Below are 18792 nucleotides of genomic sequence, written 5' to 3'. Positions count from 1 at the left end.
GCGTCGCGCCTTCTTTTCCGGCCGATCGAGATCGTGGCCTTAATGATCGTTCAGTTCTGCTCTACGATGGCGGGCATGGATGCTGCCGAGATCTCCGCCGGCCGGGAGCGCTGGCAACGGCGTTACGATGCGGCCCGCAAGCGGGACGCCGACTTCACCACGCTCTCCGGCACGACGGTGGACCCGGTCTACGGGCCACCCGAGGGCATCGCGTACCCGGGCTTCGACCGCATCGGCTGGCCCGGCGAATATCCGTACACCCGGGGTCTCTATCCCACCGGCTACCGCGGCCGGACCTGGACCATCCGCCAGTTCGCGGGGTTCGGCAACGCCCGGCAGACCAACGAGCGCTACAAGATGATCCTGGCCGCCGGAGGTGGCGGGCTGAGCGTCGCGTTCGACATGCCCACCTTGATGGGCCGAGACTCCGACGAGCCGCAGTCGCTCGGCGAGGTCGGCCACTGCGGCGTCGCCATCGACTCGGCCGCGGACATGGACGTGCTGTTCGACGGCATCCCGCTGCAGGACGTCACCACGAGCATGACCATCTCCGGTCCGGCGGTGCCGGTCTTCTGCATGTACCTGGTCGCCGCCGAACGGCAGGGCGCCGACCTGAGCAAACTCGACGGCACCCTGCAGACCGACATCTTCAAGGAGTACATCGCGCAGAAGGAATGGCTCTTCGAACCCGAGCCGCACCTGCGCCTCATCGGCGACCTGATGGAGTACTGCGCGCACGAGATCCCGAAGTACAAGCCGCTCTCGGTCAGCGGGTACCACATCCGGGAGGCCGGCTCGACCGCCGCGCAGGAACTCGCCTACACGCTGGCCGACGGCTTCGGCTACGTCGAGCTCGGCCTCTCCCGCGGCCTCGACGTCAACCAGTTCGCGCCCGGCCTGAGCTTCTTCTTCGACGCCCACGTCGACTTCTTCGAGGAGATCGCCAAGTTCCGCGCCGCCCGCCGGATCTGGGCCCGGCACCTGCGCGAGGACTACGGCGCCACCAGCGAGAAAGCACTGTGGCTGAAGTTCCACACGCAGACCGCCGGCGTCTCGCTGACCGCGCAGCAGCCGGTCAACAACGTGGTGCGCACCGCGGTCGAGGCGCTCGCCGCGGTGCTCGGCGGGACCAACTCGCTGCACACCAACGCCCTGGACGAGACCCTGGCGCTGCCCACCGACGAGTCCGCCGAGATCGCCCTGCGCACCCAGCAGGTGCTGATGGAGGAGACCGGGGTGGTCAACGTCGCCGACCCGCTCGGCGGGTCGTGGTACGTCGAGGCGCTCACCGACCGGATCGAGGCCGAGGCGGAGGAGATCTTCACCCGGATCCGTGAGTTGGGCCACGACGGCAGCGTCACGGCCGGCATCCTGCGCGGCATCGAGGACGGCTGGTTCACCGCCCACATCGCCGAGGCCGCCTTCGCGTACCAGCAGGCCGTGGAGAAGCGGGAGAAGCGGGTGGTCGGGGTCAACGTGCACACCGGCACCGTGGCCAAGGAACTGGAGATCATGCGGGTCTCCCACGAGGTCGAGCAGGTGCAGCGGCGCGAGCTGGCCGCCCGCAAGGAGAATCGGGATCAGGTACGGGTGAAGGCGGCGCTCGAACAGCTGATCGCGGTGTCGCGAACCGGGGGGAACATGATTCCCGCGATGCTCGACGCGGCCCGGGCCGAGGCCACCCTCGGTGAGATCTGCGGGGTGCTGAAGGACGAGTGGGGCGTCTACCGCGAACCCGCCCGCTTCTAGCCCTTCCGGACGGATCGCCCTAGTCACGTGACCGGGCCGCCGGACGGGCGTTGTGACGTCCGATATCGGCGGCCTGGTGGCGGCGCGAACAGCCACGACTGCGTGCGAGACTAGGTAACCATGAGCGACCCACGGACCACTCCGTCGATCTTCACCCGCGGCGCGGTCGATCTCAGCGCGTTGCGGCCCACGGCGCCGGCCAAACCGGCTGCGCCGAGCACTCCCGCCCCGAGCACCGCCCCGGCAGCCGGCTCCCCGTCAGCCGCGATCCCGGCCACGGTTCCCGGGGTCAACCCCGACACCGTCATCGAGGTCACCGAGGCGAACTTCCAGTCCGTCCTGGAGCGGTCGCTGACCACGCCGATCCTGCTGGACTTCTGGGCCGACTGGTGCGAGCCGTGCAAGCAGCTCTCCCCGGTGCTCGAGAAGCTGGTGGCGGAAGGCGCGGGCACCTGGATCCTCGGCAAGGTCAACGTGGACACCAACCCGCGGCTCTCCCAGGTCTTCCGGGTGCAGGGCATCCCGCAGGTGACCGCGCTGATCGGCGGTCAGCCGGTCGAGGGCTTCGCCGGTGTGCCCGGCGAGGCCCAGATCCGGCAATACATCGGCGCCGTGCTCAAGGCCGCCGGTGTCGACGTCGAGACGCCGGCCGACCCGCGCCTGGACGCCGCCGACGACGCGCTGATGGTCGGCGACCTGGACGCCGCCGAGGCGGCGTACAAGAAGATCCTCGCCGAGTCCCCGGCCGACGCCGCCGCCGAATCCGGCCTGGCGCAGGTCGAGCTCTACCGCCGGATCGACGGCGCCGACCCGGCGACCGTGCTGGCCAAGGCCCAGGCCGACCCGGACGACGTCGAGGCGCAGCGGCTCGCCGCCGACATCGAGGTGCTCAGCGGTCAGGCCGAGGAGGCGTACGCGAGGCTGGTCGCCCTGATCAGGCGGACCACCGGCGACGACCGCGACGCCGTCCGCAAGCACCTGCTCTCGCTGTTCAGCGTGGCCGGCCCGGACGACCCCGCGGTGGCCGGCGCACGTCGCGCATTGGCCAGCGCGCTCTTCTGAGCCGCGTTTTCTTCGACCGAAGGAGGGCGTCGTGCGCCGCATCGCCGTTCTGGACGCTCCGTCCAATCTCGGCCTGCGCCCGCCGACCGCGACGTCGGTGCCGGGCTGCGCCAAGGCGCCCGGCGCCCTCCGCGACCAGGGCCTGCTGCCCCGGCTCGCCGCGCGCGACGCCGGCTGCCTCACCCCGCCCCGTTACGACCCGGGCGACTGGCGTCCCGGTGACGGGGTGGCGCACGCGGCGGAGATAGCCGCCTACTCCCGGGCCCTCGCCGACCGGATCGGCGTGATCATCGACGGGGGCGAGTTCCCCGTCGTGCTCGGCGGGGACTGCTCCATCCTGATCGGATCCGGCGTCGCGATGCACCGGCTCGGCGAGGCGGTCGGCGGCCGGATCGGCCTGGTCTTCGTGGACGGGCACTCCGACTTCCGGCACCCCGGCAACGCGTCCTACGTGGGCGCCGCGGCCGGCGAGGACCTCGCGCTGGTGACCGGGCGCGGTCAGTCCGACCTGGCCGCCATCGAGAGCCGCCGGCCGTACTTCCGGGACGTCGACGTGGTGGTCCTCGGCATCCGCGCCCAGGACGAGTACCGTCTCGACCTCCAGGCCGCCGGGATAGTGACCCGGCCGGTGCCGGCCCTGCGCGCCGAGGGCGCCGCCCGCAGCGCGCAGTGGGCCCGCGACCAGCTGGTCGACTGCGCGGGATATTGGGTGCACGTCGACGTGGACGTGCTCGACCCGGCGGTGATGCCGGCGGTGGACGCGCCGGACCCGGGTGGCATCGCGTTCCCCGAGCTGGAGCTGCTGCTCGCCGGGCTGGTGGAGTCGCCGCACTGCCTCGGCGTCGAGATCACCGTCTTCGACCCGGACTACGACCCGGACGGCAGGTACGCCGCGGAGATCACGTCCGCGGTGGTGGCCGGGCTGGCGCCGGTGAAGACCACGGCGCCGCGGCCGGACCTGGTGAAAGCGCATCGGGACATGGCGGGGCTCACCGAGCGGGAGGCGTCGGCCTCCGCTGCCGCATCGGTTCCCGCTCCGGCATGGGGTGCCGCTGCCGCGCCGGATCCCGCTGCCGCGCCGGATCCCGCTGCCGCGCCGGATCCCGCTTCGGCATCGGTTCCTGCTTCGGCACCGGATCCTGCTTCGGCACCGGATCCTGCTGCCGCACCGGATCCTGCTGCCGCACCGGATCCTGCTCCCGCACCGGATGCCGGCCCTGCACCGGGTTCCGCTTCCCCATCGGGCTCCGCCTTCCCCGAGGAGGCGGACTTCGCGGATTATGGACCTGTCGAGCCGGACGAATTCTCCCTCGACGAGTCGAACCCGGGCGAATCGACTGCTGAGGACGTGGGCTCGGACGAGGCTGTCCACATCGACGAATCGGCCGCGGAAGCGCCCGACTCCGAAGAGGGGCCGGAGCCGGTTGAAGCCTCCGAAACAGATCACGAGGAACCGGACCACGACGAGCTGGAACAGGCCGAGCTGGAACAGGCCGAGCTGGAGCAGGCTGAGCCCGAGCATGTCGAATCGGATCATGACGAGCCGTCGAACGGGCATCTCGACGAGGAGCCGGTCACGGTGCCGGCCGGCCCTGTGGCAGACCGTCCCGACATGCGGTTGCTGACCCGCCCGCTGGGCTCCGCGCCGCTGCTCGACTCGGAGCCCCTGCCGGCCACCCGGCCGGGCATGCTGCGCCCGCGCCCGCCGTTCGACCCGCCCGTGGCCAGGACGCTGCACCTTCCCGGCCCAGGGTTTCCCGGCGGCGCGGCCTGATCGGCGGCGCAGGGCGGCCGGCACGGAAAGCGGCGCCGCCCAACCGCAACGAACAGCGGCGCCGCCCAGCGACTTGTGGCGCCGCCCAACGACTTGTGGCGCCGCCCAACGACTTGTGGCGCCGCCCAACGACTTGTGGCGCCGCCTAGCGAACTGTGGCGCCGCGCAGCCGCAGCGAACAGTGGCGCCGCCGGGGCGGCGCCACTGCGGGGTCTTACTTGTTCAGGTTGGTCAGGAAACGCTTGACCGCCGGCACGGCCGCCTCCGAGCCCGCCCCCGCCTTCTGCACCATCACCGCGAACGCCACGTCACCCTGGTATCCGATGAACCAGGAGTGGGTCTCCTCGGATCCGGTCTGGAACTCGGCGGTGCCGGTCTTCCCGTGGACCGGCTTGCCGGGAACAGTGCTCAGCGCCGTGGCCGTCCCGCCGGTGACCACCTCGCGCATCATCTCGCGCAGCGCGGTGACCGCGCCCTGGTCGAGTTCCGGTCCAGGCTCGCCCGGCTGGGCCGGCGCCGGGTCGACGACGAGTTTCGGCGGCTGGAACCGGCCCTTGGCGATCGCCGCGGTCGCGGCGGCCATCGCCATCGGGCTGACGATCGTGCTGCCCTGGCCGAAGGTGGCCGCCGCCAGCTCGGTCGCGGTGCCGCCGTCGGAGACCTGGCCGGTGAACGCCTCGACGCCGAGGTCCCAGGTGGTGCCGATGCCGAGCGCCTTCGACGCGTCCTGGAGGCCGGCCGAGCCGAGTTTCGGGGCCAGCCCGGCGAACGCGGTGTTGCAGGACTTGGCGAAGTTCACGTGGAACGGCACCTTGCCGAGCGCCTGGTCGTGCGAGTTCTTGAACTCGCGTCCGTCCACGGCGAACGTCTTCGGGCAGTCGACCACCGTGCCGGCCTGCACCGCACCGCCGGCCAGCAGGCCGTACGTCGAGATCGCCTTGTAGGTGGAGCCGGGCGGCACCTGACCGGTCAGCGCGGTGTTCACTCCGCCCGCGTCGGGCCCGTTCGCCACCGCGAGGACCGAGCCGTCGCTGACCCGGATCGCGACCAGCGAGCTGGGCTTCTTCTCGGCGGCGAGCGCCTGGTCGGCCGCGTTCTGCGTGGCGGTGTCGATCGAGATCTTGACCGGTTTGCCGGCCACCGGGGCGGCGGTGAAGATCGGTGCGGCGTCCACCTCGCCGTCGGCCGCCTCCCGGGCGATCAGCACGGACATGCCGGAGGTGCCGCGCAGCACCTGGTCGTACTTCTGCTGGACGCCGCCGTGCCCGACCTGGTCGCCGGCGACCAGCGTGCCCGGGTTGTTCTCGATGTCCTCCTTGGTGGCCTCGTCCACCGTGCCGAGCAGCGCCCGGGCGAAGGTCCGGGTCGGGGCGAGCTGCCGCGTGCCCTCCCGGAAGCTCGCGCCCTTGAGCGGGCGGATGTCGCTGCGGATCCTGCTGTAGTCGGTCCACCGCAGGGTGACCAGGTCGAGGAAGTCGCCCGGGTCGGCCGCGGCGACGCGGTCCTTGAGCTTGCTCATGTCCACGTCGACGTTGATCTCCCGGAAGCCGTCGGCGAGTTTCTTCTGCAGGTCGGCGAGGTTCCGGACCTCTTGCGGGTGAACGCCGACGGTGACGACCCGGGTGGGTGAGACCAGCGGCTTGCCGGCGGCGTCCTGGACGGTGGCGCGCTCGGCGGCCTCCCGGCGGAGCCGCAGCTTGTCGCCCACTTCCAGCTGCGGGTGCAGCAGCGCCGGCTCCCAGACGACCTGCCAGCCGTCGCTGCGGGCCTTGGTGGCGCGGACGGTGCTCTGATAGGCCCAGCTGACGCCGCCGGGCAGCGTCCACTTCACGTCGATCGGGGTGCTGGCGTCGTCGCCCGTGGTCTTCGGGTCGCCGGCCCTGGTCACCTCGAGCGGCGCCTGGTCCAGATCGCCGTAGAGCTGGCGCAGGTTGCTCAGCACCTGGTCGGCGGCGACCCGGCTGCCGTCGGCGGCGACGAAGCCGACGTCGGTCAGCTTGCCCGTCCTCCAACCGGACAGGAAGGTCTCGACCGCGTCCTCCGGTGGGTCGCCGGAGCAGCCGGCCAGCCCGGTGGCGAACAGGAGCAGCACGGCGAGTCCCGTGGTGCGACGCATGACAGTTCCTTCCGTGGGTAGCAGATCGAACCGTAGTAGGCATACGCCCGTCCTGGGGGGCCGCGCTCCGGTGAGTATCCGCGAACCCGCACATCAGCGTGCTGGCACACCCGGGGTGTGCGGGGTGCCCCGCCTTTCGTTCTAGGCTGTGCTCGACACGTTGAGCCCACAGTGCCGTGGGTGAGGGGAGCGCCAGGCCATGGCTGTCGCCGACGAGGCAGCGACCGAATCTGATCAGACCGTGAGCGACGAGTTCGCCGCCGGTCCCGGGCTAGCCCTCACCGGGCGGCTCGGTGCGTCCATCGACTCAGGAGAACTCGACGAGCCCCTGCCGGACGCCGAGAGGCTTGTCGCGCAGGCGGTCCAGCGAGCGGGTGACGACCACACGACCGCGTCGCTGGTTGACCGGTTCTGGCGGTTCGCGCCGGACGAGGAGCTGGTCGGGTACACACCCGAGGAGATGTTCGCCGCCGCGCTGCAGCACCGTGAGCTGGCCCGCAACCGGCTGCCCGGCGAGCTGAAGCTGGCGATAACCGAGCCGTCCGGGTCGCAGGGCCACAGCGTGGTGCAGATCGTGACCGACGACATGCCGTTCCTGGTCGACTCGGTGATCGCCCTGCTGGCCGCGCACAACCTGCAGGTCTATCTGCTGGTGCACCCGTTGATCGTGGTGCGCCGTGAGCCGCTCGGCGCGCTCGCCCAGCTCGAGGCCGAGGTGGAGCCGGACGACGCCATCGAGGGCGACCTCGTGGAGAGCTGGATCCGGATCGAGATCGACCCGGTTCGCCGGGCGGAGGCGCGCGACCAGCTGCTCAACGAGGTGCGGCGGGTGCTCACCGACGTCCGGGAGGCCGTCGAGGACTGGCCGAGGATGCGGCAGCGCGCGCTGGTCATCTCGGACGAGCTGGCCGCCGCCCGCGGCTCCGAGCACCACCTGCCGGTGCCGGACAAGGACGTCACCGACTCGATCGAGCTGCTCAAGTGGCTGGCCCACGACCACTTCACCTTCCTCGGCTACCGGGAATACAAGCTGGACGGTGGCGTGCTGAGCGCGGTCCCGGGCAGTGGGCTGGGCATTCTGCGGGGCGAGGGCAAGCCGCGCAAACTCGCGTCCGAGATGGCGCCGGAGGCGTACGAGCGGGCCCTGGAGAAGCGGCTCCTCGTGATCACCAAGGCGAACTCGCGGGCCACCGTGCACCGCTCCGCCTACCTCGACTACATCGGCGTGAAGGTCTTCGACAGCGAGGGCAACGTCACCGGCGAGCGGCGGTTCCTGGGGCTCTTCTCCAGCTCGGCCTACCGGACCAGCGTCCGTGAGCTGCCGGTGGTCAAGCGCAAGGTGATGGAGGTGATGGACCGCTCCGGGCTGTCCCCGCGCGGGCACTCCGGCAAGGACCTGCTCCAGATCCTGGAGACCTATCCGCGCGACGAGCTGTTCCAGATCAAGACCGATGATCTGTACGAGGCGGTCATCGGTGTGCTGCGGATGGCCGGCCGGCGTCAGCTGCGCCTGTTCCTGCGCCGCGACGGGTACGGACGGTTCATCTCCTGCCTGATCTACCTCCCCCGGGACAGGTTCACCACCGGCAACCGGCTGCGCATGCAGGAGATCCTGCTGCGCGAGCTGAACGGCATCGGGGTGGACTACACCACCCGGGTGACCGAGCGGATGCTGGCGCGGGTGCACTTCATCGTGCGTACCGACCCGGTGGCGCCGCCCGGCCAGATCGACCCGAACGCGCTGGCCGAGCTGCTCGCCGACGCGACCCGGATGTGGGACGACGACTTCTCCCTGGTCCTGGAGCGCAAGCTGGGCGACGAGCCGGCGAAGGTGCTGTTCGGCCGCTACTCCACGGCGTACCCGGAGAGCTACAAGAACGGCCACACGCCGTACGAGGGCATGCAGGACCTGGCCAAGCTGGAGCTGCTCGAGGAGCCCGGCCAGCTCGCCATGCACCTGTTCCGGCGGCGCCGGCTCGGCCCGGGCGGCACCCCCGAGCCGGACGAGCGGGACGTCCGCTTCAAGGTCTACCGGTACGGCGAGCCGATGATGCTCTCCGCGGTGCTCCCGGTGCTGCACTCGCTCGGCGTCCGGGTCACCGACGAACGGCCGTACGAGATCCGCCGCGACGACGGCGTCATCTACCTCTACGACTTCGGCCTGCTGCCGCCCGAGGGGCACCGCGAACTGGCCGAGGTCCGGCCACAGGTGGAGAACGCGTTCGCGGCCGCCTGGCGGGGCGAGGCCGAGGTGGACGGGTTCAACGAGCTGGTGCTGCGGGCGGGCTTCACCTGGCGGCAGGTGGTCGTGCTGCGCGCGTACGCCAAATATCTGCGCCAGGCCGGCAACGTCTTCTCCCAGCGGTACCTGGAGTCGACGTTCACGGCGTACCCGGAGATCGCCGGTCTGCTCCTGCAGCTGTTCGAGACCCGTTTCTCGCCGGCCCTGCAGATCGACGCCGCCGAGCGGTCCCGCCGGTCCACCGAGGTCCGGGACCGGATCACCGAGCTGCTCGACCAGGTGGAGAGCCTCGACCAGGACCGGATCCTGCGGTCGTACCTCACGCTGATCGAGGCGACCCTGCGGACCAGCTTCTTCCAGCGCGGTCCCGACGGGCGGCCCAAGTCGTACGTCGCGTTCAAGCTGGACCCGCAGGCCATCCCGGACCTGCCGCAGCCCCGCCCCAAGTACGAGATCTTCGTCTACTCACCGCGGTTCGAGGGCGTGCACCTGCGCTTCGGCGCGGTCGCCCGCGGCGGCCTGCGCTGGTCGGACCGGCGCGAGGACTTCCGCACCGAGGTCCTCGGCCTGGTCAAGGCGCAGATGGTGAAGAACTCGGTGATCGTGCCGGTGGGCGCCAAGGGTGGCTTCGTGCTCAAGCAGAAGCCGGGCGACCGGGAGGAGGCGGTGGAGTGCTACCGGCGCTTCATCACCGCGCTGCTCGACGTCACCGACAACATCCAGGGCGACAAGATCGTGCCGCCGCGGGACGTGGTCCGGCACGACGGCGACGACCCCTACCTGGTGGTCGCGGCGGACAAGGGCACCGCCACGTTCAGCGACATCGCCAACGAGATCTCGGTCGGCAAGGGCTTCTGGATGGGCGACGCGTTCGCCAGCGGCGGCTCGGCCGGGTACGACCACAAGAAGATGGGCATCACCGCCCGCGGCGCCTGGGAATCGGTCAAGAAGCACTTCCGCGACCTCGGCACCGACACCCAGACCCAGGACTTCACCGTGGTCGGCGTCGGCGACATGTCCGGCGACGTCTTCGGCAACGGCATGCTGCTCTCGCAGCACATCCGGCTGGTGGCGGCCTTCGACCACCGCCACATCTTCCTGGACCCCGACCCCGACCCCCGGATCTCGTACGCCGAACGTCAGCGCCTGTTCGACCTGCCCCGCTCCTGTTGGGCGGACTACGACCAGTCCCTGATCAGTGACGGTGGCGGCGTCTATCCGCGCGGCGCCAAGTCCATCCCGGTCAGCCCGCAGGTGCGGGCCGCCCTGGACCTGGGCGAGGCCACCGCGGTCAGCCCGGCGGACCTGATGCGGGCCATCCTCAAGGCGCCGGTCGACCTGCTCTTCAACGGCGGCATCGGCACCTATGTGAAGGCCGCCTCCGAGTCGCACGCCGACGTCGGGGACAAGGGCAACGACGCCATCCGGGTGAACGGCTCGGAGCTACGGGTCAAGGTGGTCGGCGAGGGCGGCAACCTGGGGCTCACCCAGCGCGGGCGGATCGAGTTCGCCTTGGCCGGTGGTGTTCCCGGCCCTGATGGACAAGGCTCGGGGGGCCGAGTTTTTACCGACTTCATCGACAACTCGGCCGGGGTGGACTGTTCGGACCACGAGGTCAACATCAAGATCCTGCTCGGCGGCGCGGTGGCCGACGGCGAGATGACCGTGCCCGAGCGCGACGAGCTGCTCGCCGAGATGACCGACGAGGTCGGCGCCCTCGTGCTGCGCGACAACTACGAGCAGGCGACCGCCCTCGGCAACGCCCGGGCCCAGGCGCACTCGCTGCTCCCGGTGCACCGGCGGATGCTCACCACGCTGGAGAACCGGGGCGTGCTGAACCGGGAACTGGAGGCGCTCCCGACCGACAAGGAGCTGGCCGCCCGCTCGGAAGTGGGCGAGGGACTGACCCCACCGGAGTTCGCGGTGCTCCTGGCGTACGTCAAAATCAGTTTGGAGCGCGAGATCCTCGCCGATGAACTGGTCGACGAGAGCTGGACCACCGATGTGCTGACCCGGTATTTCCCCACCCCGCTGCGGGAGCGGTTCGCCGGGCGGATGGCCGGCCACCGGCTGCGGCGGGAGATCATCTCGACCTCGCTGGCGAACGAGGTGGTCAACCGCGGTGGTACGTCGTTCGTCTACCGTGCGATGGAGGAGAGCGGCGCGTCGGCGGCCGACGTGTGCCGGGCCTACGTCGTGATCCGCGACGTCTACGGCCTCGACGAGATCTGGGCGGCGGCCGAGTCGCTGGACAACCAGGTGCCGACGTCCGCGCAGACGCTGGTCTTCCTGGAGACCCGGCGGCTGCTGGACCGGGCGCTGCGGTGGCTGGTCAGCACCCGGCGGTCCCCGATCGACGTGGCCGGCGAGATCGCCAAGCTGCGGCCCGGCGTCGCCGCGCTGCTGCCCCAGCTGCCGAACCTGGTGGTGGGGGCCGAGCGCCGGGCGATGGACGAGCGGGTCACGTCCCTCGTGGAGCAGGGCGTCCCGAAAGACCTGTCCGAGTCGATCGCCCGGGTGTTCTACGGGTTCGGCCTGCTCGACATCCTGGAGACCGCGGCGGCCATCCAGCGGGATCCGGCCGAGGTCGCCCAGGTGTACTTCGTGCTCTCCGAGCGGTTCGGGGTGGACGCGCTGCTCTCGCACATCTCCCGTCTCCCGCGGGGTGACCGGTGGCAGACGCTGGCCCGGATGGCGCTGCGGTACGACCTCTACGCGGCTCTCGCGGCGCTGACCGCCGAGGTGCTGAACTCGACGCCGGAGACGGCCTCGCCCGAGGACCGGGTGTCGCAGTGGGAGCAGCTCAACGCGGCGTCGATCGCCCGGGCGTCGAACGCGATGGGGGACGTGGACGACTCGCCGGCGGATCTGGCGGCGTTGTCGGTTCTGCTGCGGCAGATCCGCACGCTGGTGAAGACCTCGTCCGCGGCTTGAGTGGGTGAGGGCGTCCGTCCAGCGGTTCCGCCGGCGGACGCCTCCACTGCCGGGGCTATCACGGCTGAAGGTGCCACACTTCGGCCGTCCACAGGGCCGCCGGCCGCCGCCGCACCATTCCGCCATCGTGTCCGGCACGGCGCGCATCGAAGACATCAGCCGGCAGCAGCGGGGCGCTGAAACGCGGCGAGTTGGGGATTTCATGACGGGCCATGGACCCGCATCCCGCGCGGGTGCGGAAGGTTGGTGAGCCGGGCACGGCAAGGCTGCTCCCGAAGCCTTGCCGTGCCCGGCTCACCGTCTGCGTCGCGGTTCGCACTGGTCCCGAGCCGAAGTCCGCGACGTCCCCAGACCCACCTGCGGACATGACGCTACGTGATTACGATCGACGGACGGAAGCGCTGCGTTATCTGATTGTCCGTTCGGATGGCCCGATTCAGGCGGAATATTCGCCCGTTACCGACAGGGAGGCCGATAACCCCGAAGACGCTTACGGAGGGTAATCTTGTCAGTCGTCACGGCGTACGGTGTCGAGCAACTCCAGCACCTGACGCAGAGCGGGCCGGAGAACCCGGAGCCGGGACAGGCTCACCAGCCGGTCGATCAACGGGACCATGCCGTCGATCAGGCGCCGGGTGCGCCGCTGGTCCGGTGAGTTGTCGTAGACCCAGAAGAGGGTGACGCCCATCCACGAGAGCCAGAGCAGTTCGGGCAGGTGTTCGCGCAGTTCGGGGTCGACCTTCGCGGTGGAGCCGTCGAGCACCGCGCGGAAGATCTCGATCGAGGCGTCCCGGGCCGGCGACGACTGCCGTGAGAACGGGCTCAGCGGCGAGGTCGGCTCGGCCGCCGTCTTGAAGAACGTGGCCGCGAACGAGTGGTAGGGCGCGTTCACGTCGACACCCGCGTGCAGCACGCCGCGCAGCCGGGCCGCGAAGTCGCGTTCGGCTTCCAGGATCGGTGCGGCGGCCGCCCGGTGTGCGCTCTGCATGTGGTCGTAGAACCCCTGGATCAGGTGTTCCTTGGAATCGAAGTAGTAGTACGCGTTCCCGACCGCGACCCCGGCCTCCTTGGCGATGGCGCGCATGGTCGTGTCCGCGTATCCCCGCTCCCGGAACAACCGCAGCGCCGTCTCCAGGATCACCTGCCGCGTCTGCTCACCCCGGGCCCGCCGCGGTCTGGCCGCACCCGCGGGACCCCCGGGATCATCGGAGCCGGAGCCGGAGCCGGAGCCGGAGCCGGACGGCCGGGACGCCCCGGCGGCATCGTCGGGACCGACCGGGTCAGCGGCAGCTTTCGTCACAGACGTCACCGTAGTCGGCATCCCGGGTCCTCCCGCGCACGGACGAAGCCGCGGCGATCACGCGCCGGGCCACCGGGAGCAGGGCGGGGGTGCTGAGCCGCTCGGCCAGACCGCGATGGTCCGCGAGCGCCCACAGGCAGGCCAGCCAGGCGCCGTCCCCCGTGTACACCGCACCGGTGTCCGCGATCAGGGTGAGATCGCGCAGCGTGGCCGCGTGGTCCAGGCCGGGGAAACGGGCCAGTGCCTCGGCGGACCCGGCCGGCACGAAGTGCAGCGGCACGAGTTGGGGCCGCCCCACCAACCAGCGGTGCGCGGTGCGGCAGAGCGGGCAGGCCGCGTCGTACAGAACGGTGAACGACCCGATCCGGCCGGCCCCGTGCCCGGCCGGATCGGTGGTCTCGGTCATCGCGTCTCCTACGCGCGAGCCGGCGGCGGCATCGAGGGCGGCATCGGCAGCCGCGCGGCCGGTGGCAGCGGCGGCGCCGGCTGGTTCTGGCGGAGCCGGCCACGCCGGTAGCGGCCCAGGAAGTAGACGTTGCAGAAGTGCAGGACTCCGAGGACGAGCAGCACCAGGCCGATCTTCATGGAGAGCGTCTCCAGCATTTCGCTGGCTGTCGTGACGATGCCGTCGGAGCGCAGCGCCACCGTCACATAACCCAGGTTCAGCAGGTAGAAGCCCATGGTCAGCAACTGGTTGACCGCTCGGGCGAGCTTCGTGTCGGCGAAGACCTCGGCCAGGAAGATCTGCCCGTTGCGCGAGAGTGTGGTCGCCACCCACACGGTCAGCCCGATGCTGACCGCCAGGTAGATCAGGTACATCACGGCCTTGTGATCCATGACGAGCCCTTCTTGAACGTGTTCAAATACCGTCCGCTTCACGGTAGAGCTTCGTTTGAACATGTTCAATAACAGATCCCAGCGATCCAGATCACCTACAGATCCTTGTTCGGTACGCGTGGCGGGGCGGGCGGAGCCGGGGCGAAGAAACGGCCGGGGAGGAGGCGGGCAGCCCCTCCCCGGAACCGGGATCAGTGCGCGGCGAGTCCCAGCGCCTCGGCCGCCGCCCGGCCGTTGGCCAGGCTCGCGCCGTGGGTGACCACGAACGCCCGCACGCCGGAGGGCCGCCACGACGACGGCCAGCCCATCTCCACCACCCCGACCGGCCGTTCGGCGGCCAGGCGCTCGACGATCTCGCGCGCCGCCGCCGAGTCGTGCAGCCGCCGCCCGACCACCACCACCGGCCGAGAGCCGGCCTGCGAGGCCAGCGCCGCCGACGACGCCTCCGCCGCCGCGATCTCCACGATCTCGGTGCCGTTCAGGTGCGGCCGCAGGCCCCACGGCACCCGCCCCTCGGCGATCGAGTGCCCGGCGGCGAACTGCACCACCAACGGTGACACCAGCTCGGCCGTCGACCCCTCGACGCGTACCGCCCGGCGGGCGGCCACGACGCCGAGTTCCACGTCCCGGACGGTCGCCGGGCGTGGGGAGGCGCTCCACGCGGCCAGCGCGGCGTTGCGCGCCGCCGCCTCCTCCAGCCGGGACAGCGGCAGCCGGCCGTCACCGGCCGCGGCCACGATCTCCGCCGCCACTGCCGTGACCAGCTCGCGGTCCACCTCCGCGCCGATGCACAGCAGGTCGGCGCCGGCCGACAGGGCGGCCACCGCGGCGAGCGGGATGCTGCCCGCCGCGCCGGCCGCGCCGCGCATCTCCAGCGCGTCGGTGACGATCACGCCGCGGAACCCGTACTCGCCGCGGAGCAGGCCCATCAGTGCGGGGCGGCTGAACGTCGCGGGGCTGTCGCCGGTGAGCGCGGGCACCCGGATGTGGGCGCTCATCACCGCCTGCGCGCCGGCCGCGACCGCGGCGGCGAACGGCGGAAGGTCGCGCTTGCGCAGGACAGACAGGGGCACGTCCACGGTGGGCAGTTCCAGGTGCGAGTCGCTCACCGTCGCGCCGTGGCCGGGGAAGTGCTTGGCGCAGGCGGCCACACCGGTCGACTCCAGGCCGGTGATCGCGGCGGCGGCGTGCCGGGCGACCAGCTCCGGGTCGGCGCCGAACGAGCGGGTGCCGATGATCGGGTTGTCGTCGGCGGTGTTGACGTCGACGGTCGGCGCCAGGTTCAGGTTCACCCCGGCAGCGACCAGGTCGGCGCCGATGGCGGCGTAGACCCGGCAGGTGAGCTCGGGGTCGTCGGCCGCGCCGAGCGCGGCGTTCCCGGGGTACGGGCTGCCGGTCCGGTGGCCGAGCCGGGTGACGTCGCCGCCCTCTTCGTCGATGGCCAGGATGGCGTCCCGGCGTGCGGAGCGCAGTGTCGCGGTGAGCGCGGCGAGCTGCGCCGGGTCGGCGACGTTGGTGCCGAAGAGTGTGTGCCCGGCCAGCCCTTCGGCCAGCAGCTCCTGCGCCCATTCCGGGGCGGTGTGTCCCGGGAACGCGGCGAGAAGGGTGTTCAGGGCGAGTCGGCGGAGGCCGGGGTCGGTCGACATCTTGTCCTTCCGGTGGCACAAATCTGGTCGGGGTGCCCTCCGAGCTGCCATGATCGCTCGAAGTCGATGAGCCACCCTCCGGCTCGGCGGCGTTGCCTACCGTTACGCTGCGGCTGCGAAATCACGCGTCGAACACTGTAACAGGAAAGTTTCTTTAGTATTAGGGGACGAACGTTATGGCGACCACCCGCCTTCCGGGCACGCCCCGGCTGCTGCGCGCACTCAACGATCGTGCGGCGCTGGACCTGCTGCTGACGCGTGGTCCGCTGACCCGGGCGCAGCTCGGCGAGATGACCGGCCTCAGCAAGGTCACCGCCTCCCAGCTGGTCGAGCGGCTCGAGGAGCGCGGCCTGGTCCGGCGGGTGGGTGAGCAGGCCGGCGGCCGTGGCCCCAACGCCCAGCTCTACGCGGTCACGCCGAGCAGCGCCCACGTGATCGGCGTCGAGGTCGGCCCGGACGCCGTGATCGCCGCGTGCGCGGACATCACCGGCGCGATCATCAGCCGGGTCGAGCAGAGCACGAAGGACACCGACGACCCGGTCGGCGTGGTGCACAACGCGGTGGTCCAGGCGGCGGGCGAGGCCGGCGCCGACATGTCCTCGGTGCGCCGGGTGGTGCTCGGCACCCCCGGTCTGGTGGACCCGGACTCCGGCGAGATCTCCTTCGCCCACGACCTGCCGCGCTGGCACCGCGGCCTGCTGGCCGAGCTGCGGCGGGACCTGAGCACGCCGGTCTTCTTCGGCAACGACGTGAACCTGGCCGCGGTCGCCGAGTCCGGCACCGGCGGCGCGGCGGCCGGGATCAGTGACTTCGCGTTGATCTGGATCGGCCGGGGCGTCGGCCTGGCCACGGTCATCAACGGCCGTCTGCACCAGGGCGCCACCGGCGCGGCCGGTGAGATCGGATATCTGCCGGTGGCGGGCGCCGAGGTCCCGCACAACGCGTCCCGCCGTGGGGTGAAAGGCGCCTTCCAGTCGATCGCCGGCGCGGACGCGGTCAAGGCGATCGGCCGGCAGTTCGGCTTCCGGGGCACCGAGGCCGCCGACGTGGTCCGCGCCGCCGTCGCCGCCGGACCGGCCGGCGAGCCGGTGCTCGACGAGCTGGCCCGCCGCCTGGCCCTCGGCGTCGCGGCCACCTGCGTGGTGCTCGACCCGCCGCTGGTGGTGCTGGCCGGCGAGGTGAGCCGGGCCGGCGGGCCGGCCCTGGCCGAGCGGGTGGAGCGGGAGGTGTCGGCGATAACGCTGGTCTCGCCGAAGGTCGTGGTGACCGGCGTGCCGGCCGAGCCGGTGCTGCACGGCGCGCTGCGCACGGCTCTGGACGCGGTCCGCGACGAGGTGTTCGGCTCCACTACCGACTGACGGCGGGCCACGGGTGTCCGCCGGCCGCATTCGGCACATGGTTGGATGGACGCGTGCTGGAGGCTGCCGTATCCATTCCGCCCGACGAGGACACCGTCATCGCCTTCGACCGCGTGAGCGTCGTCCGTGGCGGCAACTATCTGGTCCGTGATCTGTCCTGGCAGGTCGAGCTGGATGAGCGGTGGGTGGTGCTGGGCCCGAACGGAGCCGGCAAGACCACCCTGCTCAACCTCGCGTCGGCCCGGCTGCACCCGACCCGCGGCACGGCTTTCGTGCTGGCCGAGCGGCTCGGCCGCACCGACGTCAACGAGCTGCGCCTGCGGGTGGGCCTGACCACCGGGCGTTTCGCCGAGCAGGTCCCGCCGAACGAGCGCGTGCTCGACGTGGTGGTCACCGCGGCGTGGTCGGTGGTGGGCCGCTGGCGGGAGAGCTACGACCCGCAGGACGAGCAGCGCGCCCGTCAGCTGCTGGATCAGCTCGGCATGGCCGGCTTCGCGGACCGTGAGTTCGGCACCCTGTCCGAGGGCGAGCGCAAGCGCACCCAGATCGCCCGGGCGCTGATGACCGACCCCGAGCTGATGCTGCTCGACGAGCCGACCGCCGGGCTCGACCTGGGCGGCCGCGAGGTGCTGATCGGGCACCTCGCCGAGCTCGCGATGGACCCGGACGCGCCGGCCATGGTGCTGGTCACCCACCACGTCGAGGAGATCCCGCCGGGCTTCACCCATGGGCTGCTGCTGCGTGACGGCACGGTGGTCGCGGCCGGCCCGCTGGGCGAGGTGATGACCGCGGAGAACCTGACCAAGACGTTCGGCCTGCCGCTGGTGGTGGACCGGATCGGCGACCGTTACACCGCGCGGGCCGGCTAGATGCCCACCCGGGTGGTCGTCGCCGGCAGCGCGAACATGGACCTGGTCGGGCTGGCGCCGCGCCTGCCCCGGCCGGGGGAGACCGTGCTCGGCGACGACTTCGTGATGGCGCCCGGCGGCAAGGGGTCGAACCAGGCGATCGCGGCGGCCCGGGCGGGCGGCGCGACCACCTTCCTCGGCGCGATCGGGTCGGACGCGTTCGGGGTCACCCTGGGCGCCCGGCTCGCGGCCGCCGGTGTCGACACCTCGGGGGTACGAACCAGCTACGGCACCTCCGGGGTGGCCGTGATCATGGTGGACCGGGCCGGCGAGAACACGATCCTGGTCAGCCCCGGCGCCAACCGCACGTTCGTCGACCTGACCGACGGCGAGCGGGCCGCGATCGCTGCGGCCGACGTGCTGCTCTGCCAGCAGGAGATCCCGCTGGACACGGTGTTCGCGGCCCTGCGCACCGCCCGGGCCGGCGGCACCCGCACCATTCTGAACGCGGCGCCCGCCATGGACCCGCCGCCCGGGATGCTCGACGAGGTCGACCTGCTGGTGGTCAACGAGATCGAGGCCCGGGCCATCACCGGCGCCGCGGAGCCGGACATGTCGGCCCTGCTGGGCCTGGTCCCGCGGGTGGTGCTGACCCTCAGCGGCGCCGGCTCGCGATATGCGGATCGCGACGGCCGGGACGAGCGGGTCCCCGCGTTCGGGGTCGAGGTGGCCGACACCACGGCGGCCGGCGACGCCTTCACCGGCGCGCTGGCGGTCGCCTGGGGCGAGGGCCGGGATCTGGTCGACGCGGTCCGCTGGGCCAACGCGGCCGGCGCGGTGTGCGTGCAGAAGGTCGGCGCCAGCGGCGCGCTGCCCGAGCGTTCCGAGATCGAGGCGCTCTACCACAGCTGAGGCGCACCGGCGGC

11 protein-coding genes and 1 pseudogene are annotated in these 18792 nt (G+C 71.6%); 7 read left to right on the top strand and 5 right to left on the bottom strand.

Annotated elements, in window-relative coordinates; all coding sequences use genetic code 11:
• Window positions 1-75: 75 nt before the first annotated feature.
• The 3 genes and pseudogenes from AC0NH5_RS02985 to AC0NH5_RS02975 form a co-directional block, all read left to right on the top strand.
• On the top strand, window positions 76-1749 hold the full coding sequence (locus AC0NH5_RS02985; RefSeq protein WP_474399565.1) for an acyl-CoA mutase large subunit family protein: 1674 nt from the start codon (window positions 76-78) through the stop codon (window positions 1747-1749).
• 120 nt (window positions 1750-1869) lie between these two features.
• On the top strand, window positions 1870-2811 hold the full coding sequence (locus tag AC0NH5_RS02980; RefSeq protein ID WP_474399563.1) for a tetratricopeptide repeat protein: 942 nt from the start codon (window positions 1870-1872) through the stop codon (window positions 2809-2811).
• A gap of 31 nt (window positions 2812-2842) precedes the next feature.
• Window positions 2843-4069: pseudogene (locus tag AC0NH5_RS02975) on the top strand (arginase family protein); the annotation flags it as partial.
• A gap of 730 nt (window positions 4070-4799) precedes the next feature.
• Here the strand turns inward: AC0NH5_RS02975 and AC0NH5_RS02970 are convergent.
• Complete coding sequence (locus tag AC0NH5_RS02970) at window positions 4800-6701, bottom strand: penicillin-binding transpeptidase domain-containing protein (RefSeq protein ID WP_474399561.1); 1902 nt, start codon at window positions 6699-6701, stop codon at window positions 4800-4802.
• Between the two features lie 199 nt (window positions 6702-6900).
• Here AC0NH5_RS02970 and AC0NH5_RS02965 point away from each other — a divergent pair, with 199 nt between their 5' ends.
• The gene (locus AC0NH5_RS02965) at window positions 6901-11877 is read left to right on the top strand and encodes an NAD-glutamate dehydrogenase (RefSeq protein ID WP_474399558.1); all 4977 of its coding nucleotides are present in this window, start codon (window positions 6901-6903) and stop codon (window positions 11875-11877) included.
• Between the two features lie 508 nt (window positions 11878-12385).
• On the opposite strand, the gene AC0NH5_RS02960 is transcribed toward AC0NH5_RS02965, so the two are convergent.
• From AC0NH5_RS02960 to AC0NH5_RS02945, 4 genes are all read right to left on the bottom strand, one after another.
• The gene (locus tag AC0NH5_RS02960; RefSeq protein WP_474399556.1) at window positions 12386-13177 is read right to left on the bottom strand and encodes a TetR/AcrR family transcriptional regulator; all 792 of its coding nucleotides are present in this window, start codon (window positions 13175-13177) and stop codon (window positions 12386-12388) included.
• Window positions 13158-13583 carry a thiol-disulfide oxidoreductase DCC family protein gene (locus AC0NH5_RS02955; RefSeq protein ID WP_474399553.1) on the bottom strand — a complete coding sequence of 142 codons (426 nt, stop codon included), beginning with the start codon at window positions 13581-13583 and terminating at the stop codon, window positions 13158-13160. Before AC0NH5_RS02955 ends, AC0NH5_RS02960 begins: the two co-directional genes overlap by 20 nt.
• Before the next feature lie 8 nt (window positions 13584-13591).
• Window positions 13592-14014: a hypothetical protein gene (locus AC0NH5_RS02950; protein ID WP_474399550.1), complete on the bottom strand. Its 423-nt coding sequence runs from the start codon at window positions 14012-14014 to the stop codon at window positions 13592-13594.
• Between the two features lie 191 nt (window positions 14015-14205).
• A complete protein-coding gene (locus AC0NH5_RS02945; RefSeq protein WP_474399548.1) occupies window positions 14206-15660 on the bottom strand; it encodes a glycoside hydrolase family 3 N-terminal domain-containing protein in 1455 nt (484 codons plus the stop codon).
• Window positions 15661-15836: 176 nt separating this feature from the next.
• On the opposite strand from AC0NH5_RS02945, the gene AC0NH5_RS02940 reads away from it, so the two are divergent.
• Genes AC0NH5_RS02940 through AC0NH5_RS02930 form a run of 3 tightly spaced genes read left to right on the top strand, consistent with a single transcriptional unit; the run spans window position 15837 to window position 18778 of the window.
• Window positions 15837-17018, top strand: a complete 1182-nt coding sequence (locus AC0NH5_RS02940; protein ID WP_474399546.1) for an ROK family transcriptional regulator — start codon at window positions 15837-15839, stop codon at window positions 17016-17018.
• Window positions 17015-17887: an ABC transporter ATP-binding protein gene (locus AC0NH5_RS02935; protein ID WP_474400338.1), complete on the top strand. Its 873-nt coding sequence runs from the start codon at window positions 17015-17017 to the stop codon at window positions 17885-17887. Before AC0NH5_RS02940 ends, AC0NH5_RS02935 begins: the two co-directional genes overlap by 4 nt.
• Window positions 17888-18778, top strand: a complete 891-nt coding sequence (locus tag AC0NH5_RS02930) for a ribokinase (RefSeq protein ID WP_474399544.1) — start codon at window positions 17888-17890, stop codon at window positions 18776-18778.
• Window positions 18779-18792 lie beyond the last annotated feature (14 nt).

The organism is Actinoplanes sp. 13 (genome assembly GCF_056134165.1).
Note: the sequence above shows the minus strand (reverse complement) of the source record. Positions and strands in the feature narration are given on the sequence as shown.